Raw genomic sequence first — 24,675 nt, forward strand, 5'->3', positions numbered from 1 at the left:
AGCTTGGATAACCATAGAATAATAGTTATCGGTTTAGATGCTCATAATAAATTGACTCAAGCGACTGTTTTAAAATAAGAAAATTACAACACCCCTGAACCATTAAATCGCATACTGACCAATAAATATTCGTTCTAGCTTGATGAATTCAAATATAGGATCTACGCTTTGTTTGGCTTGCCCATGACATGACACCGCAAGGAGTAATTCATGCCAAACACTCTTAAACGACTTATTCCTGATCCTGAGGTCATTAAGCTTCAACAATTGCTGAGCTCAAACGGCTATTTCGAAGAGATTAAACCTTCTCATGGTCTATTTGATGGTATTACGTTTGATAATGCCGTTCTATTCCAGCTTCAACACATCTATAAAGATGGTGATCCATTAAAACCAGACGGAGTTATTGGTGCGAAAACTTGGTGGGCTTTAAAAAACCCTTCAGGCGAAAAACAGCGTAATCACTTATCAGCTAGCATCCCTGCAGGGTTAACCACAAAACGCCACCAGCTCATAGAATTAATTATTGAAGAGCACAGTAAGCCCGTATTTGAAGTGCCTGACGGCTCTAACCGCAGCCCAGATATAGACGGTTATTGGGGCAATACTGGTGTTATCGGATTAGCCTGGTGTTGTGCCTTTGTCTCATGGGTTTTAAAAGAGGTCACTGACTCCTATCCAATAGCAAGCACACACCATTTAGGTGTTCAGAGGATGTGGCGAACTGCTAAACGACTAAACATGACAACAGAAATCCCTAAACCTGGAGACATATTTGTCCAGCTATTTGCAGGGGGTAAAGGTCACACGGGATTTGTTGTAGCGGTCACCGAAGATGGGGAAACAATATACACATGCGAAGGGAATTGTGGTAATAGATTAAAAATAGGTAAGCGTTCCAATAATTCTGAATTACATTTCATTGACTGCCTACAAGATAATCAAACTCTCGACTTTGAGCGTATGGCCTTTGATGTAAACAGTACTATTGACAATACAACGAGATAACTTGAATTAGCAAATAACATAAGCACCAATTGTGAAGGGTTTAAGATGGCAACAAAAAATATTATGGTTTGCTTTGATGGTACTTGTAATCACCCTAAAGACGCTAAGCAATAACGAAAATGGTTTGGGCATAGGGAAATCGAAGATAACGGCATTACTAAAGTTCTAAAACTACATGTATTCTTCGGTGGTAACCTAGAAAAATGAGTTTTTACACAGGCTGGCCACATTCAAGACATTAGCACTCACTTGTTAGCATTGGGTTCGGATTAAGTTTTTGTATCGGTAATTCTTGCCATAATCAGAATTTTAAAGTGTGCTGTAAGAAGCGGAAATGCACCTTAAAGGTTCCCTGTTTATGGCTTTATTATGTGTCTTCATTTAACTCAATCCTAGTTAATTTCCACTACTTTCCGAGTATCCCATCATTATTTTTACGTCGGTAACGCTTTTAGAATGAGAACCTTCGCAATGGGCAATAAATTCATCTGCTAGTGCGTCGAAGGAGCTACGTGGCTTATAATAGTAAAAGATCCGTGCGACATTGCCACACCACAGGTTATCTAGCGTCGTTTTTTCTTCGTCCGAAAGATACGGTTGGTTCTGGCTAATTACGTATTTATAGTAGCGGCCTAGCTGACGGACCAGCTGCTCCAGTTCTGGACAGCTATTTTCTGGCGGACATTGTTGCCGATTAGCCATGACTGCATCATAACGATCGAACAGCGTCATTGTATGCAGCGACAGTGACGTCTTTGCTGTCAATAGTGGTTTGGGCTGCTTGATAAGATGAGAGCATGGCGCCGAGCAGCGCGACCACCACTCCAATCAACGTGCTGACCGACGCAATCAGCCCCATTGCCCCTTGGCGTCGACCGCATTCGCTGCAGACTCTCGCCCCATCCTCGATAGGTTTCTTACACCAATTACATGACATGGCTGGCTCTCCTTCTAATTGCTAAATACCAATTTGCATATAACGAACTTATAGAATAGTTCATTTATTATAAATTACTCCATAAAACAGGGGTACTAAATGTATTCAACACAGTAAAATCAATAAGTTAGATAAATAGCAACTAAAGTATAGTTTCATTTGTAGCACATGTGTAGCAATTTGGTTGGGACTTCTATTGCATAAACAATATCTCTAAAACGTAGCTAATTGCCACATCGAAGACCTAGTACTCACTGATTTGAATTAATTAGGATTAGTTTTTCTATAAATAAGGTGCCTGAAAAGCAAATTAGAACAGGCTGTAACGATAGGCTTCGTCAGTCTGGGCTGACCTAAGGCCGAAAGTAAATGAAATCTACATGCTTTGCTCTATAAGGCTTGCTGTCAATACATCCAATTTTTAATTATCTAATCCCTTACAAAACACCTGTAAAAAAATCAAGGCGACAATCAAGGGGTCAGAACACTTGAATACGTCTTAAATATATTAAAGCATTCTGTTAGAATACTAAGCTATTGATTAATGAGCACCGAGACAACATGTCAGAATTTAAAGCATTTTCACTTTTAGAGTCAATTATTGACCGCGTTAATCTTAAAGGCTACAAACAGCCAACACCGATCCAAAAAGAATGTATCCCAGCGCTTATAAATGGCAATGATCTTCTTGGTATAGCGCAAACGGGAACAGGAAAAACTGCGGCCTTTTCATTGCCTATTATCAATAAATTTGGGCGAAATAAAATTGATATTAAAGCTAAGAGCACGCGCTCGCTCATACTAACGCCCACAAGAGAGCTTGCCTCGCAAATAATGCAAAACATTGATGACTACTCTGATGGCTTGGGGCTTAAAACTAAGGTTGTTTATGGTGGTGTAGGAAGACAAGCTCAAGTTGACTCTATCGAACTTGGACTTGATATTTTAGTGGCCACCCCTGGAAGGTTATTGGATTTAATTGAAACGGGCGATATAAATTTCAAGGCGTTAGAAGTATTTGTGTTAGATGAAGCAGATACAATGCTTGATATGGGATTCTTTAAGGATGTTCAAAGTATCATATCGAAACTGCCAAAGAGCCGACAAACACTATTATTTTCAGCTACTATGCCTGCGGAAATAGAGATACTTGCAGAAGCCATATTAACGGACCCAACAAAAATTCAAATTACTGCTGAAACGGTTACTATCGACTTGGTTAATCAAAGTGTGTACCACCTTGATAAATCGAATAAAGTACCCTTGCTATTTAATATCCTGACAAAAGCTGACTATGAAAAAGTGCTCATCTTTTGTAAAACAAAGTATGGCGCTGACATCATTGTTAAAGCACTAGAAAAGGCATCAATAACTGCCGCTAGCCTGCACAGTGGTAAAACACAAGCAGTTAGGGAGGAAGCGTTACAAAACTTTAAAGACTCTACTTTAAGAGTATTAGTTGCAACTGATGTTGCTGCTCGTGGAATTGATGTTGATAATATTACGTTAGTCATTAACTATAACCTTCCTGAAGATCCAAGAAACTACATACACCGTATAGGACGAACTGCTCGTGCCGGGAAAAGTGGTATGGCTATTTCATTTGCTGTAGAAAATGATATAAGGCAATTAACTAATATTGAAAATAGCATAGGGCAAGTCATTCCTGTTGTTACAGAACAGCCTTTCCATAAAGAGTTTTCAAAAGCGCCTATACAAGACAAGAAAAAGAAACAGGTTAAAAAAACAAAGAGAAAATAAGGACAGACATGAATTGTCCTTTGAAACGAGCAATATAGTGGAAAATATCTACCATCAGTGCCACTCGATAGCATTTACCTTGTGCACTTAATTGCATTTAACACTGCCACATCTAGTTTATATTAAATTTAGAGCTTATTCGAACGGTCAGGCTTAGGTATATTGCGCACTTTTTCCACAAAGCCGACCTAATTCATAGGTTAAAATCATCTAATGTAATAACCACTTTGATACGAGAGCGTACGTTTCACTAACTACTTACTATAACTTGTCTGTTCGCATTGAAACCATAAATCACTCTCGTATGAGAAGTTAAGCTTTAGGATCATAGAACTGACATTATTTTTATGGCGCTCTAGGCACGAAGCTCAATAGAACCTTTAAGCCTATTTTGTATCGCATCGTGAAGGTTTTTTGATATTAACGGATTATTCTACTAATGGCAGCAGCTCAACTTCACCGTTGACATAAGCTGTACAATTCAATTTTGACCCACTTTATTTTAGTGCAATTGCACCATTTAATTTACCATAAACTGTCCCAATACACATGAGTTCATCAATTAACCTTTAAAATCAATGATTTGTTTTTTGGTATGTATCTTGCTTTGGTGGTAGTTCAATTAAATTGAGTTTATAGGACTCATTATGGTTATTTTTCTACCCGTAGAATATTCAATAAAATTATTTGGCCTTAAGCTTACTTTAATCTGTTTAATTACATTAATGCTGACCTTAATTAATTTTGTTCCTTTGGATGGCACTACAAGTTCGGTCCTATTTTCAGCTGTTATTATTTATTTTTTTGTTGGACTAACATTAACCGTTTCACACCAAGAACATCAGTTCAATTCTATAATAAATAGTCTTGACCCCATAAGTTTTGACTACCGAAGCTTGAAGTTCGATACGTTATTATCCAAAAACACGACGATTTCATTATTAAACTCTTTTCGAGAGTTATCGCGTATTAATCAACAGCAAAAAAATAAATTAAAGGAAGTAAATCACTCTGCAAGCCAAGTAATAGCATCAACGACGTGTTTATCGAACAATGTGGAAAAGCAATTTAATGCAACATCGTCGACCGCGGCTGCAATTACAGAGATGAGCCAATCAATCAGTGAAGTTAGCAGTAAAATTTCCGCAGTACACAACTCCGCTATGCATGCTGATGAAATAGTACAAAGCGGGCAAATCCATATCATCTCCTTAACGGGTGCAATATTAGAGGTAAGCAAGGAAGTATCCCAAACACAACAAGGTATGCAAGAGTTAGACGAGTTGGCACAGGAAGTCACGTTGATCACTGAATCTATCCGAAAAATATCATCACAAATCAATTTATTAGGATTGAATGCATCTATTGAAGCTGCTCGCGCAGGTAGTGTTGGTCGAGGATTTGCCGTTGTGGCAGAAGAAGTTAGAAATCTAGCCATAAGCACCCATAGTTCTAGCGAGCATATAGCCAATAAAATCAATCAGGTATTAAGCCAGAGCAGTGATACTGTTGAAAGTATGAAACTTGTCGTTGAAAAAACAAATGCTTGTGGTGAAAAAGCAAAAAGTGTTAATAAAATGCTGAAAGATATTGCTTTAGCAACAAACTCTGTACAGCAGGAAACAGAAGTCGTTTCAGTTAATGCTGAGCAACAAGTCTTGGCTACTGAGGAAATATCACGGCATGTTGAGCAAATTGTTCAAAGCTCTGAAGCCAATGCTGACATTGCGAAACAAACTGAACTTGTGGCTGAACACTTGAGAAAACTTACCTCTTAGCTGTTCCGGTAATTGACTTATAAAAAGAGGGTTACTAACAAATGAATCATTATCAAATAATTGTACTGTTACTATTTATCCTAGTTAGCTTTTATTTAAAATTAAATAACTCTAAAAAAGATCGCATTAAAACTCAGCGTCAAGGCTTGCTTAATATAAAAGGTTTGAAGCAGCTTATTTATTTAATTCAACAACACAGAGGAATGACGGCGGCTTATTTAAATGGTAAAAAAGAAATATTACCTAAAATAACTATCATCAGACAATGCATTCAAGAAAACATTAATAAAAATAAGCTAACTTTTTCTAATGATAATGAACGTTGGCAAAGTTTTCTGGATCATTGGCAAAGACTTGGCACAGCTAGTGTGGGAGCAAGTGCGGATAATAGTTTTGATCAACATACTCAATTGATTAGAAATCTCTTATATCTACTTGAGGACGAAGCCGAAAAAGGCTTGTTGTTTTCTCAATTTTTACCTCAGTTTCCTCAAGCGGGCTATGTATGGCGTGAAGTGATCGGTGTAACAGAAGTTGTTGGTCAGGCAAGAGCCATTGGCGTGGGCGTTGCAACACAAAAAACTTGCTCTAGTACCGACAGTATTCGACTAAGTTACTTACAACAACAAATTAGTGAAGTGATCAAAACTGTATTACATCAACTTTATTGCTTACCACAATATTTAGATGAACATAATAGGTTAATTAAAATCACACAAGAGCAAACCGAAATGTTCTTATCCACCGTTGACCAAGCTTTTCTTAGTGCCGACAAAATCACGTTAGATCAACAAGTATATTTTGAACAAGCCAGTTTGCTTATTCAGTCTATCGATGATGTATTTAAACATCAGTTAATGCAAATCAGTAACTCTTTGGATGTAAATTGAAGGGTCCATGCTAGCTATCAATATCGTCTTATTTAAAAAAACTCATCAATACCTTATCTAGCTATTTTAATTACTGGAAATAATCAATGACAATAACATCAGTAGCTTCTGTAGCTAAAACTGCATTATCTCTACTCACATTGGAAGAAATCAAAGGCTCGACTCATCAAGTGGAAAAAGGTGTTCTAAGTACCTTTGAAAATATAACACTAACGAGTCACTTTCAGCCTATATACAGTATTGATCATCAGAAAATAATTGGTTATGAGGCACTCATTAGGGGGAAAGATAATGATGGAAATAACATCACCCCAGACGTAATATTCGACACACCGTGTGATGAAAGGAGTAGTGTTTATCTTGACCGTTTATGTCGTTATACCCACGTTGCCAATTCTCAAAAATTAGAGGATCAAGATAAATGGTTGTTTATCAATGTTTCCAGTCTAGCCTGTGAAAAAGGTCGAAATTATGGAACTTTTTTTTCCGATTTATTAAGTTATTTCAATATTCCCGCTGAAAGGGTCGTGGTTGAAATCATAGAGGATCACTGTAACAACAATGCTCAATTATTGGAAACATGTAATTATTATAAATCTATGGGCTGCCTCATTGCTATCGATGATTTCGGTGCCGGGCACTCAAATTTTGAGCGTATCTGGAACCTTCGACCCGATATAGTTAAGTTAGACCGCTCAATACTTTTAAGAGCAATAAAGTCGAATCATACCCAAAAGATGTTAACCAGTATTGTCCAAATTTTACACCAATCTGGTTGTTTAGTTGTAATAGAAGGGATAGAAACTGAGGAGCAGGCATTAATTGCCATCGACAGTAATGCTGATTTTGTTCAAGGATTTTATTTTTCTCGCCCCCAAGCTGCTAGCTACATCCAAACTGAAACAAAACCATTGTTTGCTCACTTAGTGAAACAAAATATCGCTATAGAACAATATCAATTACATCAAGATTTACATTGGTCATCCACTTACCGTAAGACATTTTTACAGGCTGTAATGACAATAAAAACAGGTGAAATCATAAATAGTGTTATAAAGCCGCTGATGAATTTGAAAAAAGTAATTCGTTGCTTTCTGGTAGATAATCAAGGACAACAACTGGGTGAGTCTTATATAGTCGACCAAGGAAAACTAAACCCTGCAGGGCAATTTTATCAATTACAACTGGGTAAAGACGCTAATTGGTATCGCAAACATTATATACGTAATGCCCTTAGACAGCCTAATCAAATGCATATTTCACCACCTTACCAATCTATTACAGGAGATGGGCTCTGTATTACCACCTCAATGTGCTTTGATACTGATGAAGGACAAAAAATATTATGCATGGATATTTTAGCTGGACACTAATCTTGATTTTCTAGTTTCTATAAACTAGGCCATTGGCAGTAGTTAGTCTTTTCAGCCATAAATGGCTGCTATTGGTGACAAACGGAATAATATAAATATTATGGTTAACTTCCGCTTTGCGCCTTTGTTGACTTTATAATATTAAATACAGTTACTTACAGAATCCCAAGTAAAATCATCGTTGCCATTCTAATACTCGACTAACTAAAATAGAAATTCGATATGGTGTTATTTTACTTTGATCTAAAGCCTATTTTGATGTGTTTTTGAGTTGTTTATGAGGTACGGAAAGACAGGTAAAGGTAATAATTAACCTATATTTATTGCAAGGAAGCACAATTAATATTGTAAGTATTTTACGGATGATGAATAGAAGTAGCTAATAAGATACGACCCTATGAGGTATTCATTATGAATAATAATCTCCTCCCCGACCATAAAACGCTAAGGGAATTAGCTGAAAACTCACCCGACAAACTTGAACTCATTCTTAGGGAAAATATTGCCGCAATCATCGATAAAACATCAGGAATCCACCGACGACGTTTACAAGGATTGCAATTTCAGATAGATGTACAAAGGAAGCTGGCAAAAAATCCTGTCGATTCCTGTATACGAATATCGCGAATGATGCAGGATTCTTTTATTGAATTGAATAGAGCATTAAATAATTTAACTAAAAACCAGCCAATTTTGGACAAAAAAAAGGATTTTGATATCATCTACTTAACAGATATAGGATGACATAACCACCACTTTGACGAAAAATGAGTGCATCACGTAGTAATGCTGAAGAAATAATGATGCCCTATTTTTTATGCTAACTAAACTAAACTAAAAACAACTACAAAAAAAGCCTTAGATTTTGGCTTATTTCTTTTATTAGTGAGTTCGGCACGGCGTGCTCTGCAGCGTACTTATCCCATTGAGATACCGCTTCGATTGTTTGATTTAACACATCATCTATTTTTCGTTTGCTAAAGATTGGGCTCAACTTTTCAAAGCTGTAGAAATCATCTCTGGTGAAATTATCTTGTTTCCCGTTAAGTGTCATCCAATGTTTACTTACCCAATGACTATCGGGTTTGTAGCTATAGGCTAAATCGTAAGCTGGAGCTAGTTGCCATTTATGGTCTTTATCTAACATAAATCCAAAGTTTTTGGCGTGATCATCATGATTTCGAGATATTACGTTAAATACCATGCGTTTAAATAGCTGCATTGCATCGTCTGGACTCAGTTTTAATTTTCTTGCTGTGTTAAATAGTTCAGCATAAGAGTATGAGCCTATTTGTTTGTAGCTTACATGCTCAAGTCCATTGAGTGTTTGTACGTGTATTTTGTCATTACCGTTTCGATCAAATCTTTCGGTGATAAAATGTCTGCGTTTACCTTCATTAAGTAAATGGCATGGCATCATATCGATACCACATTCTTTCGCTAATATGTGGTAGGTATATTCCATCGCGCCATAACCCATAGGATCGCCAAAGGTCTCTTGATTTTTATTATGTTCACTGACGCCGTCAAATTTCATCAAGTAGTGGGTAAAACCTTCAGGCGCATCAGTTTGGCCTGAGCGAACTTGGGTTAAGTCGTTATTGAAAGCAAGCACAGCTTTTGGCCTTGCACCACCAGCGCTCATACCAACGGACATAAGAGACATCATTGCTTCTTTGTCTTCTTGGCCATTATTTTCAAGGTCAACGCTAAATTGTTGTCGTTTATCTAATACGTCTTGTGCGATAGAAACGAGCGATTCAATGTGTATTGGCTGTGAAGCATTAAGGTTTTTTCTTTTTGTGGCAGGTGAGTAAGTTAAAGCCCCCATGCCGCGCATACCTGTGTATTGTAGTCGTTGTAAAGGCGTGATATCACTGGTTGATTTACCTTGGCTGGCTATCCAAGCATTCATAACAGCATTACCAAAATCATCCGGTAGTGAGTCGGCGATAAGTCCTGGTAGTCCTTTAAAAGTATTCTGGTCTAGCTGGGGAAATGAATAAATATTTTTAGCCAGCGGCATTTTGATTGGCGATAACTCAATGCCTGTTTTGATAAAACTGGGGAAGTATTCAAACGATCCCATTTGGGTATCGGTGTTGTAGCTAACTGCGCCTACGTCAAACGCTTTGTACTTAACCTTTATGACTTCCATTACCATGTGGGAGTATCCTTACTTTGGCTGCTATTTTTGCTATTTATTATTTTACTGGTACTTTTACGTGCGCTAGTTGCTCTTTTACGTTCTTTACCCTGAAGTTCAATTAATTGAACCGGAGATATCTCTTGTTTTGGGATAAACGAATTAAGTTGCTCTGTTAGATCAAGTGCGATAAGAATAGCTATCATGGATTCAAGCGTTGATTTACCTTTTTCACCATTAGTCACCGCTTTGAGGGATAATCCTGCTTTGTTAGCTAAAGCTTTCTGGGTGAGGTTCGCATTGAGTCGGGCGGTTTTAATTCTATCGCCCAGTTCACCCGCAATAGCATGCGCTGTTAATTGATCAATATTCATAATATGCCCTAAAAGATGTTTTATATGGGATATACTCGAGTATAACCCTTAAAGGGAGTATTACACGACAAGCATAAATATTCAACAATAATGAAAACTACCCTTTATAGGATGATTAACTGCTAAAAATAGCAACAAACCTCCCTAAAGGGATTGTTAGGTAACCTAGATAAATACAGTGAAAGAGTCTAATGTGCCCTACTCGTTTTCACTGTTGAGGCTGAAATTCAAGGAAAAATACAATGGGTCTTCAATATAAAACGTCGAAGATGACGTCAGATTTTTACAAGGTATTAATGCACGCTTGAGTAAAGTACAGAGGTAAGAGCATAGGTAAGTAAATTATTGAATTACAACTTTATCGCCATCGGCTAGTCTTTCTGCACCTCTTATCGCAACATTATCACCATGTTTTAGTGAACCGGTTATCGCAACGCGTTCTTTATTTCCTTTACCCACAACAACGGCTAAACGAGATACGGTATTGTCTGCATTCACTTTAATTACGTAACTGCCACTTTTGCGCAAAATAAGTGCATCGCGCGGCACAGTTAAGCTTGCTGTTGCTTTTTGAGTCGGCACGCTAACACTAACAAGTTGGCCTGCAGCCCAGTGTTTATTAAATGCTTTGGGTATATTAAGTCTAACTTCAAAGGTTTGCGATCTTGGATCAGCTCTTGGGATTTTAGCCGTAACAGCAGCCAAGGTTTTTTGATCGCTTGCTGACATACTCAATTTGTCACCTTTATTGATGAAAGCTAGGTATTTAATCGGGATGTATAATCGCGCTTCTAAATGCTCGGTATCAAGTAATCTAAGTAAAATATCACCACGATTTACTTCACTACCCACTCTTATCAAGCGCTCGGTGATGATTCCGGCAAATGGTGCGGTAATGATGGCACGTGATAATTGTTCATTAATTTGTGCCAATTTTAATTGGGCAATTTCTAAATCAGCCGCTGCTAAATCATGCTCAGAACGCATTTGATCTAACTTAAATTGCGAGACAGCTTGAGTTTTACTCAGTGCTTGTAAACGTGACAATTCATTTTTTATATAAGCGACATTGATTCTTGCTCGACTTATCTGCGCCTTTTGTTCTGCTTGTCGTAGTTGAATAGGTAATAAATCCATTCCCGCAAGTTTATCTCCTTGTGCGACAAAGTCCCCGGGTTCAACTAAGTAATCTACTCTCGCGTTTAGTGAAGCCGTTATTGGGATGTGTGATCTACTATATAAGGTCGCGTTGAGTTCAGTTTTTGCTGCCATGGGCATATTGAGCACAGGTGCTACTTTTACTGGTTTTGCGACGACTTTTGTTTCGTTTTTTTCAACAACATCTGCAGCAAAGCTTACTTGCATTAAGTTCATTGCAATTAGGGTAGTTATTACTACTTTTTTCATCATTTTATGTACTACTTTTGCTGGTATCGTATTTACTTTTGCAGTATTTATTTGAGCTAAGTTTACTTGTGTTAGCTTTACTTGATTTATTTTTAGCATAAATTTCTCTTAACGATTACTAATACGTAATTCTTGTTCTGTTGCTGAGATGGACACGATATTGGTTGTAGGTGAAGCATGTTTACCTTGTGTCATTCTCAGTAAACTTGGGAACAATACTAAGGTGAAAATAGCACTGACCGTCATACCGCCTACGATTACAGCGGCTAGTCCGCGGTATATTTCGCTGCCAACACCTGGCATCAACATTAAAGGCAACATGCCGAATAAACTGGTTAATGTACTCATGTAGACAGGTCGAGCACGAATACGAATAGCTTGAGCAACTGCATCACAACGAGACAAGCCCTCTAAGCCACCTTGGTTGGTTTGATCTACCAGTAAAATGGCATTATTAACAACCAAGCCAAGTAAAATAATAAAGCCGATCATCGTTAATAAATCTAATGATTGATAAGTGAAAATATTTAAGATACTTAGTCCGATAACACCACCCGCAGTCGCTAATGGCATCACTAATAATACCATTAGACTATCTTTGGCTGACTTGAAAAGTGCTGTCATCAGTAAAAATAATATAAGTAACGCTAAGATAAAGTTGCTGATCATATCGCTTATAGCAGAAGCCATCTGATTAGCATTACCACTAAGAGAAATAGCCGAGTTCTCGGGCAGATCTAACTGCATTTTTGGAATGACTTTTTCATTAATAAGCGCTGTTGCTTCTTCAAGTGACATCGTCGCTGGTGGTGATACTTGAATGCTGACGGTGCGCTTACCATTGATTCTTTTTAACTCAGTAGGACCTGCTGATCTGGTAATATGAGTTAACTCTCCTAAGGTCTGGATGCCAGCTAACGGAGTATGCATGGGCATCATGGCGAGTTCGTCAGGGGTTTCCCACTGCTCGCCACGCAATATGATATTAGATCTATGGTTACCATCAAAATACTCGCCAATGAATAAACCACTGGTGTAAGCACTAATAGCTCTAGCGACGTCACTACGATTCAATCCAGCTTGAGTAATACGTTGATCATTGGGTAGTAAATTTAGTTCTGGCTCAGCTAAGTTAAGGCTTGGAATAGGAAATGCGGTGGTGTCTGGCATATTTTCGTTAATCGCTGCAATGCCTGTTTTCGCTACCTCCATTAACCCTTCGATATCGGTACCATGAATATCTATATCAATGGTACGGCCATTACCATTGCCAGAGATATTAATCATAGAGCCACGAAACATGAATACTTCGGTATCTGGCAAACCTGAAAATACATCCGCTTTAACCACTTTCATTAGCTCTTCAACCCGGCTCGGATCATCAGAATAGATAAAACCTCCCGTTGCATTAGAGCCAAACGAGTAAAAATTATAACTTTTTATTTTTGGTGATTTCTCTCCCGTTAAGTACGGTGCTAATCGTTTTTTAACCAGACTCGCCATTTCATGTTCAATAAAGTCAACATTGCCTCCTGGCGGCATATCTAGGCTGAAAAAGAAACCATCGGTTGGTGCTCTAGGCATGAAATCTGTTTTTGGTAATAAGGTAAAACTAATGATTAATGAGCCAGCAAGTAAAAGGCTGATCCAAGTTACTCGTTTGAACTTACTGTTAGTTAACTTCATTACAAGTACAGTGAGGCGTTCCCAATAATGCGCGAATGGGTCAATATCACTGACGTCTTTTAACAAGTATTTGCTGGCAATAGGCAATACGGTAATCGCAGAAAGTAGTGAAGCAATAACAGCAATAGAGAGTGTTAGCGCTAAATCTGAAAAAAGCTGCCCTTCAATACCCTTCATAAATAATATCGGCAGAAATATCGCAACACTGGTCGCGGTTGAGGCAAATAAAGCGCCGGTGACTTCGGTAGTCCCCTTGAGCACCGCTTTATGATTATCCATGCCTTTACTTTTGAGTCGGACAATATTTTCTTGCACTATGATGGCGGCATCAAGCACTAAACCAACAGAAAAAGCTAAACCTGCAAGGGAAATAACATTCAGTGTTCGGTCAAAAAGACTTAAGGCAACAAAAGCGACTAATAAAGACACGGGAATGGTGATCGCGATAATCAAAATATTCCGCATACCTCTCAGAAATAACCATAAGATCACTAACGAAAGTAATACGCCTAGACCTAGGTTATTTTGCACCAGAGATAACGCATTTCGAATATGTACGGAAGAGTCAAAACTTAAGTCTACTGTTAATCCTTCTGCTTTTAATGGACCCTCGTTCAGCTCTTTAATCGCGATGTTAATTTTATCAAGTAACGCGACTATGTTTTCACCATTTTGACGCCTCAAGGTGAGGTAATATGACGGTTGTCCGTTTCGTAAGTTGAAACCTTGTCGATCGGCTAACGTGTTATCTACTGTTGCTATATCTTGCAAATAAATTGGTCTTTCATCACTATAACCAATAATCATTTGTGTGAGGTTATCTAGGCTATACTGACCAGAAAAACGTACCACATATTGGCGACGGCCAACATTAACGGTACCTGCCGAGGTATCATTTGAATTGGTAATGACTGAGCTTATTTCAGCAATAGATAAACCTAAAGAGGCGGTTTTAACTGGGTCAAAGGTGACTCTAATTTCTCTTTGCCTATGGCTAGCAAGGTTTACTTCTCCTATACCTGGAATTCGTGCGAATCTTGGCTCAACTACATCTTCAATGAGTTTTTGATATTGACCAAAATCTTCAACCGGATTATCCGGCAAGGTTTTAATCATCATGGTTGCGGTATTACCACCACCATTAGCTGAAACTATTGGCTCAATAGCGTCAATGGGTAAAGGCGGAACTTGGTTCAAGTTATTAATGACATCGAGCATGGCTTTTTGCATATCAGCGCCGACATCAAAGGTGAGGTTAATTCGCCCAAACCCTTGGTTTATCGAGGTATCAACACGAATAACACCTTGCGTATTTTTTACTACATTTTCGATGGGTTCAATGATCACCGACTCTAACTCAGACGGTGCTGCACTTCGCCAACCGGTAAAGATAGTTATTTGAGGCTGTTCTATATCAGGGGTTAATTGAATAGGTAATTTAGCGACACTTAACAGGCCAAAAACCATAACTAAAACGACAATAACAATAATTGCTGCAGGGTTTTTCAGTGCAGCTCGTGTGTAGTTCATTTAACCAATCCATAATAAAAGCAGCAAACATTGTATTATAGTGTTTGTTAAAAATATCCGTATTTAAGTAAATTGATGTAAATAAATGTGTCTATAAGTAATTCATTAAGTGTTTATTAATCAATAAGAACCTCCCTACTCTTCATCACCTTAATTACGCTCTGCTTTAGTATCGCTTGAACTGCTTGTATGGTTAAGTTACTTCGCTATACAATACCGAGGTTTTTAATCGTCTATTAAGTATATTTCTTGAAGCCTAACTGTAATGCCAGCGTGAAACCCAACTTAAAAATCAACGTTAAAATAAGTAAACGATTGCAGAATATTCAACAAATGGTGACATCACAATATGATCATATTTGGGATTGCTGTTGTGATCATGGCTTGCTTGGTTGCGCTTTATTATCGCGTCCAGAAGCTACCACGGTTCATTTTGTTGATATTGTTCCCCAGCTAATGGCTGAACTGGAAAGCAAGCTCCACCGCTTTTATCCAAGTTCAACTTGGAAAACTCACTGTCTTGATGTCGAACAATTGCCTTTAGCGCAATATGAGGGCAAACACCTCATTATTATTGCCGGTATTGGCGGTGATTTGATGATTGAGTTTATCGAAGCAATATATAAGCAACACAAAGAGTTGAATATTGATTTTCTACTGTGTCCAGTTCATCATCAATTTCCACTGCGACAGACATTAATTGCGCTAGATTTTAGTTTGAAACACGAGGTGCTGATTGAAGAGAACCGACGTTTCTATGAGATAATATTAGTTTCAACGACAAGTGACGAAAATAACAAAATCCATCCGGTTGGCGATAATATTTGGCAATCACAATCAAGTCAACAATCTGAAATTACTAGTAAATACTTGAATAAAACCCTTAATCATTACCAACGTATTCAACAAGGTTTTCATCAAGGTAAGACAAACGACGTTCAATACATCATTGATGCTTATCATGCTGTGGCACGGTAAAGGCTTTTCTCAGGTCATAGGCCTGTTAGCTGTTAAAACTGTGACCTAATACTCTTTGTCATCTGAATAGCTAACCACTTTATTAGCGATTGAATAGGAAAATCCTTTTGATATTAAATGCCGTAAGGCTTTTTGCTTTAATTTAATATCTTCAATGGGATCTTCACCAAACTTTCTGATTTTTAGCGTCAGTGCTTTATCAAAGTAATCTTCGTCGGAGGTTTCTATCGCACTAACGCACTCATTGATAACTTGGGATGAAAAACCTTTGGCATAGAGCTTCTCTTTTATTTTGTTAGGACCTATGTTTTTCTCTGAAAAACTCATCGTTAAGCGTTCAGCATAACGACGATCATCAACAATTCCTCGCTCTATTAGATAATCGAGCGCCGGTTCATTGAATTGTTTATCGTCTTTAAAGAGTAAGTTTGCTTTTTGTAGCAAGGTTTTAGCTGAGTAATCACCATATCTTTCGATCATCCACTGCATATATGATTTTACGCGGTCATAAGAAATAACTTGTGGCTTGGCATCTTGCTTTCTTTTATACATGGTAATGTGAAATCCTATCGCTCAGTATCCATTAATTCGCCGCTATGCTTCAGCTGTTTTTTGATAATTTGAAGTTCGACTCAGAAATATTTCTACGCCAATAAAAGCAAAAGGAACAACTGAGGCAATAAATAAAGACAACCAAATGAGTAATGACCATTGCTGCTTATTAGAAACTATTAGCGATAGAAATAAGTAAAGCATGAATAATACACCATGAGTCATACCCAGTTGAAAAACAAAATCTCGACTGACCAAACCAAACGAAATGCTTAAAATTGCTAAGAAAGATAAGCCTTCTAAAATGCTGATGGCACGAAAATACTTGAGCATTAATATTACCTGTAAAACGAAAAACGGTATTATCCTGTGGTAGGCGCACGGGGTCAAATTTATAATGATAGTTAAGCTCTAGATAAACTGTTTTTATTAAAATCTTGCCGTGCGATAAGGATGAGATCAAGGATACTTACTTTGATTTCATCCTTATTCTTAGGTGTTTTGGAGGAATGCGATAATATTCACTAGATATCGCCTAATACATGTAATCAACTGATTTACATAACATAGCCAGGTAACACGTTACCTTCTAATGGTGTCGACAAGTCAACATACTGAGACTAAAGGTTCATCGCGTTATTATCTTTTTTGTTGTTTACGCAACTCAGTTACTTGCTCAAAACCAATACCCCAGTTATCAGTGCTTACTTCATCTATTACAACAAAAGTAGTTGAAGGGTCTTTATTTAATACCTCAACCATTAACTGCGTACAGCCTTTGATAATGGTTTGCTTTTGTTCGTTTGTTACACCTTCTTCAGTAATTTTTACATTGATATATGGCATGTTTTTTCCTTTTTGCTGGGCTACATTGGTGAGTTAATCCTTGGTTGTGACTATTTAACTCTTATATCGCTATACATTTTGTTAACGATTTGCCACTTTCCTTCTTCTTTGAGTAACCCAAGAAAATCGATATAGTTAAAGTCAAACAACGGGCAATGAATTTTCGCCATAGCTTGGTCTTGCACTACATCGATGGCTAATATTTTAAAAGCAATTGGCTCATTAAGTTCAGCTGGTGTTGTTCGCTCTGCCACATCTTTCAGCCACTGGATTAATGAACGCCGAGTTCCTGGCGCTTTTAACCAAGCATCTGTGTGGAATATTGAATCTAGCTTCGCGACATCGCCATGATAAAGGCCATCAAAATAACTATATAAAATGTCCTCAATTGCATTAAAATCACTTTTTGCCTCTCCCGGTGCTGTTTGAATATGTTTCATGTTTACTCCAAAATTTATAAGGGAAAAGTGACGCCCTTACAGCGCCAAACGTTAATTTCGTTAACTTTTATTTTTAGACTACTCTGTGGATGACATCGCCTGTTCGGCTTGATCTGTTTTAATGAAGCTTGGCATGGCTTGTACCGCATTTAACATCATTATTGTTTTTTCACCTATGATAATATCTACTGGGAAGTAAGCCCCCCAACGAGAATATACCGTCAACATAATATCTGCCGCTGAAGGTGCACTCCCACCTAAAAACTTATTGTTGGATAGCTGGTTTTCAACAATTTGCCACAACTGATTGATAGTTTTGGCCGCTGAGTTGAGTGTCTCTTGTTTTACTTTTTCATCGTTAATATGCTCTGCTAGAAAGAATAACTTACTGTAGGCAGGATGCATGCTGGCATTAGCAAACATAATGTCTTGAATTGCCTGTTGACGATCATTTTCAGTATCGGGGAAAAGTGCGCTGTTATGTTTGTTAAGAATATGAAGCATAATGGCAGCACCTTCAGTTAGTGTCTTGTCACCATCAACCAATACTGGCACAGCACCAACTGGGTTGATGGTTTTAAAATTACTCAGCTGTTGCACATCAATAATCGTAACCTCTTGACCCAATTCGCGTAAGACAACTTGAGTGGCTACTGAGCAAGCGCCTTTTGAGTAATAAAGTGTATACATGGTATTTTCTCCAAAAGTTAAATTAGTTAGTTCATATCTTCGTTGGCACATTAGTTGGCTAATGGTTACCTCGCGGTGATGAATTAATAATACAGAGACAAGTTGTTTCCATATACACCAACAATGGATATATACTGTTCTCATATTGAGAACAACTGCTTATCTGTTAACGTATGGAGCAGAGAAAGTTAAATGTAATATTGAAATTTAAAGGACGAGTTAATGGATAAATTACGTGCAATTCAGCTATTTGTACGCTTAGCAGATTTAGGTAGCTTTACTCGGGTAGCTGAACAAGTTAACTCATCCAAATCAATGATTAGTAAAGAAATAAGTCGACTTGAAGCCGATTTAGGCACCCGTTTGTTGCACCGTTCAACCCGTAGCGTCCAGCTAACCCATGTTGGTGAAGGTTATTTACAGCGAGCAAGAGAGATACTGTCAAAATTGGATGATGCCGATAATTTTGTGCAAGATTTACAACAGAACCTTCGTGGTAAACTGAAAATAAATGCCCCTATGGCTCTCGGTATTACCGATTTGTCACATTTGTTTGCTGACTTTATGAAGGCTAACCCTGAAATTGAGCTTGATATTCATTTAGGCGATGAAAGCGTTGATTTGGTAGAACAAGGTTTTGATTTAGGCTTTAGAGCATCAAGTCAGCCGATAGATTCAAATTACGTTGGTAGGCCACTGACTCGTTTTACTTATAAGGTTTGCGTGTCACCAGACTATCTTAAAATGCACTCTACCATTACTCACCCTAGAGACCTTAAAGAACATAATTGTTTTATTTACAGCTACTTTCAGGGAAAAAATGTATGGCCAATTGAAGGTGGTATAGAGGTAAAGGGTAGCTTACGTGTTAATAATACAATGTTTATGATGGAGTCGATTAAACAAGGATTAGGTATTGGTTTTATTCCCGACTTTGTTTGTCAGCAGGCAATAAACAGTGGTCAAGTTGTTGAAGTATTGGCGGATTCTAAAAAGTCTATGTTAACCTTATATGCTTTATATCCGGTGCGGAATTTTGTCCCGCCAAAACTAGTGCAATGTATTGAATATTTAGAGCAATGGTTCGCTGATAAAGATAAACCTTGACGCTAAATGCCGTGAAATACTCAACTTTTGTACGAGATCTCGTTTAGCGTCAATATTGCTTAGTGTAACCTCTCCATCGCAGATGTTACTTATTTTTCATAGCACGTTTAGAAACCAGTTCATCGACTGATTTTTTAACAAAATCGTATTGATGGTAATCGTCATCAACAATGTCGTTGTCTATTTTAACAATATCTAAATCAATAGGTCGCGGACCATTTTTATTGCTAGTGCGTACTCGCCCCAATTGATTTTCTATAATCTTTAAGTGAGCTTTTAAGTCAGTTGCATTAAGCACACAATCAAATGAAAAGGCGGTATTAGTAAAATCTGCCTGCTCGGTAAATCCCACAGGCTCAGTACTTAGCAATGTTGCCATACTTGCCTGGGAATCGATTTTTTCAATCAGCTCAAACGCTTGGTGTATATTTACTTGTGCATTAATGTTTGAGCCGACAGCGACAATGTAAAATGGCATTAAGCTGAACGTTCCGCAGTAATAGAAACATTTTTTGCGTAGCGTAAAGCGCCAGGTTTAGCCACTTGCAATTTAGCGTGGAGTACACCATCAAACGAGATAATTAAGTCTAATAGCACGCCCAATAACCGTTCAATAGTTTTGTAACTGGAATTGAGCACAACCTCTAAAATTTCTTTATTGATGGTGCGGTAATTAACGCAATCTTCGATGTCATCAGATAACATCGCTTTAGATATGTCTGCTTCAATCCAATAATCAATAATGAGTTTTTGCTTGTTCTTACGTTCTTCTTCGGTAATACCGAGAATGGCGTAAATCTCTAATTTTTCAACATATATGCTGGACATTGTAAGTGACTCCCTCCGTCTATCTGTAATGTTTGTCCCGTGATGGAATTGTTTTTTGCTAAAAATTCAATCGCTGAATATAAATCAGATAACGGTACTTTACGCTGTAAAAGGTTCATATCTTTGCTATCTATCTGAGTAGCTACTTGGCTAGAATTCTGTTTACTTTCCATGGTACTCGTTGGATCCATCGCATCTAAAACAAAGCCCGGCGCTATCGCATTAACTCGTACATTGGGTGCACATTCTATTGCTGCCAATTCAGTTAATGTTTCCTGCGCTTTTTTTGAGATGAAATACGCCGACTTATTGGTATATAGGTGCGATAAATTGGCATCTGAAATATTTATAATTTGGCACGGCTTGTTTTGTTTTACTAGTGCCTGAATTAACAGCCAAGGACTCGTAAGATGAATATTTAGATTGCTTTGTATTTGCGCTAAAGACGATTCAAGTAATGAGCCTTGACCAAAGACGGAAGCACTGTTTATCAGTAATTCAATATGAGGTACTTGCGCCAGCAATATTTCAAATCGTTGCTCAATTGTCGCTGGATCATCTAAATTTGCCTGCCATAAGACCACTTTGATATTAAGTGCTTCTAATTGCGCTTTTAATGCAATGGCAGCCGTTTCAGAATGATTGTAATGCAGCACAATATTCTTACCACTTTTGGCAAACTCTTGATTGAGGAACGCGCCGATGCGCTTTGCTCCTCCAGTGACTAACACCCAAGCAGCGCTATTCATCAATCTCTAATCAACTGCAAAAATTCAGCACGGGTATCTTTACATTTCATGAACGAACCGAGCATACATGAGGTTTTCATTTCAGAGTTTTGTTTTTCAACACCACGCATACGCATACATAAATGCGATGCAGACATAACCACACCAACCCCTTTTGCACCGGTAACATCCATAATGGCATTGGCAATTTCTTGCGTTAAATTCTCTTGAATTTGCAAACGACGTGCGAACATATCAACGATACGAGCGAGTTTAGATAAACCTAATACTTTGCCGTTTGGGATATAACCAATGTGGCAACGACCAGTAAAAGGTAACATGTGGTGTTCGCACAATGAATAGAGTTCAATGTTGTTTACCACTACCATTGAATTACAATCTGAGCTGAATAAAGCTCCGTTAATAACAGTGTCTAAATCTTGCTCATAACCCTGAGTGAGAAATTTCATTGCTTTAGCTGCTCGTTTTGGCGTATCTACCAAACCTTCACGGCTCGAATCTTCCCCTATTTGTTCAATAATCGATTTAAAATTTTGTTCCACTTGGTTACCTGCTTATTTATGTTAATTCTTTATATTAATGCATTATGGTTTGTGATGGTTGCTTACACATGCTGATCTATTAGGATTGCATTACCATCAGGGTCTTTAATAGAAAAACTTGAAGGACCGCTTTCACCACTAATAGATTGTTGTATTATTTCAACATCTTGAGCCTCAAATTCTTTTAAGAGTTCTCTAATGTCAGTAAAGGATTCTAGCGTTTTGCCGTCTTTATCCCAACCAGGATTGAAAGTCATTATATTACCTTCAAACATGCCCTGAAATAAACCTATAGTATGCTCACCGTTTTTAAGTATTAACCAGTGTTGAGTTTGATCACCACCAATGACTTCGAAGCCGACCTTTTGATAAAACACTTTTGATGCTTCAATGTTACTTACCGCCAAACTTACCGAAAATGCACCTAATTTCATCTTATACTCCTCAGTTTTATGACTAAAGCTTGGTTACAAGGTTAATCGTAGTGACGCTTAGACTTTAATAAAATAAGGTATCGCCACTAAAATAACACCTACAATAAGCAACATAGTTACACTAGACATAAAATATGGGAAGACAAAAAGTGATAAACCGATACAGAAAGGAACAATAGCTCTTTGCTTCCTACCATACATGAAATAGCCAATACCTATACCACCAAACAAAACACTCCAAAGCATTATTGATGCACTATCCATTTAGAATCCTCTTATTGATACTAGTCGACTAAATGATGAAATGAAGTAGACCATAGCCAAGGGTTGCGTGTCCAAGCTTATGTTCTTGTTCTATTTTTGTGCCACATTATACAGAGTAATAAGGCAAGTAGTCCACTAAGATAGGTTGCGAGTAAAGGAATTATCGTAAGCTGATATGCGTGTTCATAATCTTCTGGGTAATATGAATCACCCGCTAAAAACCACGCTGAAATAGCGCCTACAATTAACCAAATAGCTGATGCCAGTCGCTTATGGCTAGGTGCTGTAGCATAACCAACAATAACCACACAAAAAGCAGCAACCGCCCCTATAATCGGTTTTTTCCAAACACCAGCTAAATCAGCAAGTAGTCCCGCAGAAAACGCGGAAATGACAAATGAAATAATGACTATCACAATTGATAAAGTAAAACCCTTAACTTGATTCATATTCAGCCTTATTAAAAAACACAATCGCTTATTATGTTGATGTATCAGAAACCTTATTTCCTAGAATATTAAATAACTTACACTAAATCATAGGTTATACCAATCGTATTAAATGGTGTGTTTTAATTAAATTGAGAAAAATATTAAGCAATAGATATTTATCTAAACGCTATAAAATGCTCTGGTCATAACGACTAGCACTGTATTTTAGGAATGTCTCGCCACTGACTGGTGTATTGAGGGCTTAAAAACGCTCGTCGCATTTGCCATTTTTCATGATGCCCTTCAGCGGCCAGCTTTAAGGTGCTATCTCCGTATCTGTGGTTCACATTATCTAAGCATTTCATTACGTTACTATTAGTGTGATCGGGCATAAATAAGTCTGGTTGTATAAACGTTTTACTATTTAATTCGATTGCACCTACACCACAACGGTAAAATTTTATTCCTGCTTTGTATATAGAATCAATAACTTGGTTTACCGCGCGCGCCATTTCACAGGTATTTTCAGTCGCTATGATAAATGGAAAAACCATGGATTGCTTGTAATACAAGTCATCATGCGGCGAGTTAGAGGCAAATATCATTAACTTTTTAATGAGTGAATTTTGTCTTCTCACTTTCCTTCCTACAATGGCTGCATGTGTTACCAACGCAGAGCGTAATTCATTTTTTGTGGTAATGCGCTGTCCAAAACTTCGTGTTGAGAAAATCTCTTTTTTGGGTGATTTCACCTCATCCCAAGACAAACAACTGATGCCGTTTAATTCATTCACGGTTCTTTCAGTTACTACGCTAAATTGTTTTCGTATATGTTTAGGATCTTGCTCTGCTAACTGCGCGGCGTTGTTAATACCCTCAAGCCCTAATCGTTTCGATATTTTTCGCCCGATGCCCCATACCTCATCTACCGCCATGCGCTTGAGTATTTTGTCTCTGCTTACTGCGCTATTAATAACGGCTACACCATTAAAACCAGAGAGTTTTTTGGCTGCATGGTTTGCCGCTTTTGACAGTGTTGCTGTTTCACCAAAACCAACACCGACGGGAAGTCTCGTTTCTTTCCAAATGGCTTTTCTTATTTTATGTCCATATTCGTGCCAATCATTTATGCAGCTTTCATAATGATCAAAATATAAAAATGACTCATCAATGCTGTATATATACTGGTTATCACAAAAGCGGCCGATGACATTCATCATTCGTTCGCTCAAATCCGCATACAACTCATAATTTGAAGAACGAACAACCACGCCATGCTTTTCAAGCAATGATTTAACTTGAAAGTACGGTATAAATTTTGGAATACCAAGGCGTCTTGCAATCGGACAGACAGCGCAGATACAACCATCATTATTAGTTAAAACAACAACGGGTTTATTACGTATGCTGGGGTCAAAAACTTTTTCAGCACTTGCGTAGAATGATACTGCATCAACTAAAGCATACATGCCGCTAACTCTGGAGATTTATGATGTAGACGAATAGAGCGAGTAACAACGCCCTCTAGTGAAAATTCATCTTCAGGGGTAATTGAGACAGGCGCAAAATCAGCAGAGGCTGATAATAGCCTAGCTTGCACCTTGTCGATCAATTTACAGACGAAACAACCGTTGTAATTAGCCACAATAACATCACCATTTCTAGCGGTTAATGATCTGTCGACAATAAGAATATCGCCATCAAATATTCCTACCCCTTTCATTGATTGGCCAGAAGCCTGCCCAATGAAGGTAGCATTGGGATGTTTTATGATTAATTGATCAAGCGATAAGCCTAATTCTTTATATTCTGCTGCTGGAGATTCAAAGCCTGAAATACCAGCTTCGGCATATATTGGAATAACTTTCATATGAAAACCGCACTATACTGTAATTATATACAGTATAGTGCGATTTACTTAATT

Annotated in this window: 27 protein-coding genes; 8 read left to right on the plus strand and 19 right to left on the minus strand. The window is 37.8% G+C overall.

Features of this window, described 5'->3' with window-relative positions; all coding sequences use genetic code 11:
- Nucleotides 1-210 precede the first annotated feature (210 nt).
- Complete coding sequence (locus CPS_RS22910; protein WP_011043464.1) at nucleotides 211-1,008, plus strand: CHAP domain-containing protein; 798 nt, start codon at nucleotides 211-213, stop codon at nucleotides 1,006-1,008.
- A 396-nt stretch (nucleotides 1,009-1,404) separates the two neighbouring features.
- On the opposite strand, the gene CPS_RS11830 is transcribed toward CPS_RS22910, so the two are convergent.
- Nucleotides 1,405-1,773, minus strand: coding sequence for a hypothetical protein (locus CPS_RS11830; RefSeq protein ID WP_138140274.1), 369 nt, complete (start codon nucleotides 1,771-1,773; stop codon nucleotides 1,405-1,407).
- Between the two features lie 733 nt (nucleotides 1,774-2,506).
- On the opposite strand from CPS_RS11830, the gene CPS_RS11840 reads away from it, so the two are divergent.
- From CPS_RS11840 to CPS_RS11860, 5 genes are all read left to right on the plus strand, one after another.
- On the plus strand, nucleotides 2,507-3,706 hold the full coding sequence (locus CPS_RS11840) for a DEAD/DEAH box helicase (RefSeq protein ID WP_011043466.1): 1,200 nt from the start codon (nucleotides 2,507-2,509) through the stop codon (nucleotides 3,704-3,706).
- 647 nt (nucleotides 3,707-4,353) lie between these two features.
- On the plus strand, nucleotides 4,354-5,484 hold the full coding sequence (locus CPS_RS11845; RefSeq protein ID WP_011043468.1) for a methyl-accepting chemotaxis protein: 1,131 nt from the start codon (nucleotides 4,354-4,356) through the stop codon (nucleotides 5,482-5,484).
- Between the two features lie 41 nt (nucleotides 5,485-5,525).
- A complete protein-coding gene (locus tag CPS_RS11850) occupies nucleotides 5,526-6,374 on the plus strand; it encodes a nitrate- and nitrite sensing domain-containing protein (protein WP_011043469.1) in 849 nt (282 codons plus the stop codon).
- Nucleotides 6,375-6,460: 86 nt separating this feature from the next.
- Nucleotides 6,461-7,747 carry an EAL domain-containing protein gene (locus CPS_RS11855; RefSeq protein WP_011043470.1) on the plus strand — a complete coding sequence of 429 codons (1,287 nt, stop codon included), beginning with the start codon at nucleotides 6,461-6,463 and terminating at the stop codon, nucleotides 7,745-7,747.
- Nucleotides 7,748-8,158: 411 nt separating this feature from the next.
- The gene (locus tag CPS_RS11860; RefSeq protein ID WP_011043471.1) at nucleotides 8,159-8,491 is read left to right on the plus strand and encodes a DUF3135 domain-containing protein; all 333 of its coding nucleotides are present in this window, start codon (nucleotides 8,159-8,161) and stop codon (nucleotides 8,489-8,491) included.
- Between the two features lie 100 nt (nucleotides 8,492-8,591).
- Here the strand turns inward: CPS_RS11860 and CPS_RS11865 are convergent, their stop codons facing one another.
- From CPS_RS11865 to CPS_RS11880, 4 genes are all read right to left on the minus strand, one after another.
- Entirely contained in the window at nucleotides 8,592-9,911 is a 1,320-nt protein-coding gene (locus CPS_RS11865) for a type II toxin-antitoxin system HipA family toxin (protein ID WP_011043472.1), read from the minus strand.
- Nucleotides 9,905-10,267 carry a helix-turn-helix domain-containing protein gene (locus CPS_RS11870; protein ID WP_011043473.1) on the minus strand — a complete coding sequence of 121 codons (363 nt, stop codon included), beginning with the start codon at nucleotides 10,265-10,267 and terminating at the stop codon, nucleotides 9,905-9,907. The genes CPS_RS11865 and CPS_RS11870 overlap by 7 nt, the downstream gene beginning before the upstream one ends.
- Before the next feature lie 342 nt (nucleotides 10,268-10,609).
- Nucleotides 10,610-11,773, minus strand: coding sequence for an efflux RND transporter periplasmic adaptor subunit (locus CPS_RS11875; protein ID WP_011043474.1), 1,164 nt, complete (start codon nucleotides 11,771-11,773; stop codon nucleotides 10,610-10,612).
- Nucleotides 11,774-11,782: 9 nt separating this feature from the next.
- Nucleotides 11,783-14,890: an efflux RND transporter permease subunit gene (locus CPS_RS11880; protein ID WP_011043475.1), complete on the minus strand. Its 3,108-nt coding sequence runs from the start codon at nucleotides 14,888-14,890 to the stop codon at nucleotides 11,783-11,785.
- A gap of 273 nt (nucleotides 14,891-15,163) precedes the next feature.
- Here CPS_RS11880 and CPS_RS11885 point away from each other — a divergent pair, with 273 nt between their 5' ends.
- On the plus strand, nucleotides 15,164-15,868 hold the full coding sequence (locus CPS_RS11885; protein WP_041737687.1) for a tRNA (adenine(22)-N(1))-methyltransferase: 705 nt from the start codon (nucleotides 15,164-15,166) through the stop codon (nucleotides 15,866-15,868).
- Nucleotides 15,869-15,913: 45 nt separating this feature from the next.
- Here CPS_RS11885 and CPS_RS11890 read toward each other — a convergent pair whose 3' ends face one another.
- The 5 genes from CPS_RS11890 to CPS_RS11910 all read right to left on the minus strand — a co-directional run bounded on the left by CPS_RS11890 (nucleotide 15,914) and on the right by CPS_RS11910 (nucleotide 18,396).
- A complete protein-coding gene (locus CPS_RS11890; RefSeq protein WP_011043477.1) occupies nucleotides 15,914-16,420 on the minus strand; it encodes a regulatory protein RecX in 507 nt (168 codons plus the stop codon).
- 42 nt (nucleotides 16,421-16,462) lie between these two features.
- Entirely contained in the window at nucleotides 16,463-16,753 is a 291-nt protein-coding gene (locus CPS_RS11895) for a DUF3817 domain-containing protein (RefSeq protein ID WP_041736960.1), read from the minus strand.
- A 306-nt stretch (nucleotides 16,754-17,059) separates the two neighbouring features.
- On the minus strand, nucleotides 17,060-17,266 hold the full coding sequence (locus tag CPS_RS11900; protein ID WP_011043479.1) for a 2-hydroxymuconate tautomerase family protein: 207 nt from the start codon (nucleotides 17,264-17,266) through the stop codon (nucleotides 17,060-17,062).
- Between the two features lie 50 nt (nucleotides 17,267-17,316).
- A complete protein-coding gene (locus CPS_RS11905; RefSeq protein WP_011043480.1) occupies nucleotides 17,317-17,706 on the minus strand; it encodes a nuclear transport factor 2 family protein in 390 nt (129 codons plus the stop codon).
- A gap of 78 nt (nucleotides 17,707-17,784) precedes the next feature.
- A complete protein-coding gene (locus CPS_RS11910) occupies nucleotides 17,785-18,396 on the minus strand; it encodes a glutathione S-transferase family protein (RefSeq protein WP_011043481.1) in 612 nt (203 codons plus the stop codon).
- Nucleotides 18,397-18,618: 222 nt separating this feature from the next.
- Between CPS_RS11910 and CPS_RS11915 the strand changes: the two genes are divergently transcribed.
- Entirely contained in the window at nucleotides 18,619-19,503 is an 885-nt protein-coding gene (locus CPS_RS11915; protein ID WP_011043482.1) for a LysR family transcriptional regulator, read from the plus strand.
- An 85-nt stretch (nucleotides 19,504-19,588) separates the two neighbouring features.
- Here CPS_RS11915 and folK read toward each other — a convergent pair whose 3' ends face one another.
- The 9 genes from folK to CPS_RS11960 form a co-directional block, all read right to left on the minus strand.
- Nucleotides 19,589-19,981, minus strand: a complete 393-nt coding sequence (gene folK, locus CPS_RS11920) for a 2-amino-4-hydroxy-6-hydroxymethyldihydropteridine diphosphokinase (protein ID WP_011043483.1) — start codon at nucleotides 19,979-19,981, stop codon at nucleotides 19,589-19,591.
- The gene (locus CPS_RS11925; protein WP_011043484.1) at nucleotides 19,981-20,331 is read right to left on the minus strand and encodes a dihydroneopterin aldolase; all 351 of its coding nucleotides are present in this window, start codon (nucleotides 20,329-20,331) and stop codon (nucleotides 19,981-19,983) included. Before CPS_RS11925 ends, folK begins: the two co-directional genes overlap by 1 nt.
- A complete protein-coding gene (locus CPS_RS11930) occupies nucleotides 20,304-21,080 on the minus strand; it encodes an SDR family NAD(P)-dependent oxidoreductase (protein ID WP_011043485.1) in 777 nt (258 codons plus the stop codon). The genes CPS_RS11925 and CPS_RS11930 overlap by 28 nt, the downstream gene beginning before the upstream one ends.
- Entirely contained in the window at nucleotides 21,080-21,622 is a 543-nt protein-coding gene (folE, locus tag CPS_RS11935) for a GTP cyclohydrolase I FolE (RefSeq protein ID WP_011043486.1), read from the minus strand. Before folE ends, CPS_RS11930 begins: the two co-directional genes overlap by 1 nt.
- A 62-nt stretch (nucleotides 21,623-21,684) precedes the next feature.
- Nucleotides 21,685-22,056 carry a VOC family protein gene (locus CPS_RS11940; RefSeq protein ID WP_011043487.1) on the minus strand — a complete coding sequence of 124 codons (372 nt, stop codon included), beginning with the start codon at nucleotides 22,054-22,056 and terminating at the stop codon, nucleotides 21,685-21,687.
- 57 nt (nucleotides 22,057-22,113) lie between these two features.
- Nucleotides 22,114-22,320 carry a hypothetical protein gene (locus CPS_RS11945; protein WP_011043488.1) on the minus strand — a complete coding sequence of 69 codons (207 nt, stop codon included), beginning with the start codon at nucleotides 22,318-22,320 and terminating at the stop codon, nucleotides 22,114-22,116.
- A gap of 77 nt (nucleotides 22,321-22,397) precedes the next feature.
- Nucleotides 22,398-22,769 (minus strand): hypothetical protein, encoded by a 372-nt coding sequence (locus CPS_RS11950; protein ID WP_041736963.1) that lies wholly within the window; start codon nucleotides 22,767-22,769, stop codon nucleotides 22,398-22,400.
- Between the two features lie 194 nt (nucleotides 22,770-22,963).
- Nucleotides 22,964-24,220 (minus strand): Y-family DNA polymerase, encoded by a 1,257-nt coding sequence (locus CPS_RS11955; RefSeq protein ID WP_011043490.1) that lies wholly within the window; start codon nucleotides 24,218-24,220, stop codon nucleotides 22,964-22,966.
- Entirely contained in the window at nucleotides 24,208-24,621 is a 414-nt protein-coding gene (locus tag CPS_RS11960; protein ID WP_011043491.1) for a LexA family protein, read from the minus strand. Before CPS_RS11960 ends, CPS_RS11955 begins: the two co-directional genes overlap by 13 nt.
- Between the last annotated feature and the right edge of the window lie 54 nt (nucleotides 24,622-24,675).

This window comes from Colwellia psychrerythraea 34H, assembly GCF_000012325.1.
Classification (GTDB): domain Bacteria; phylum Pseudomonadota; class Gammaproteobacteria; order Enterobacterales; family Alteromonadaceae; genus Colwellia; species Colwellia psychrerythraea_A.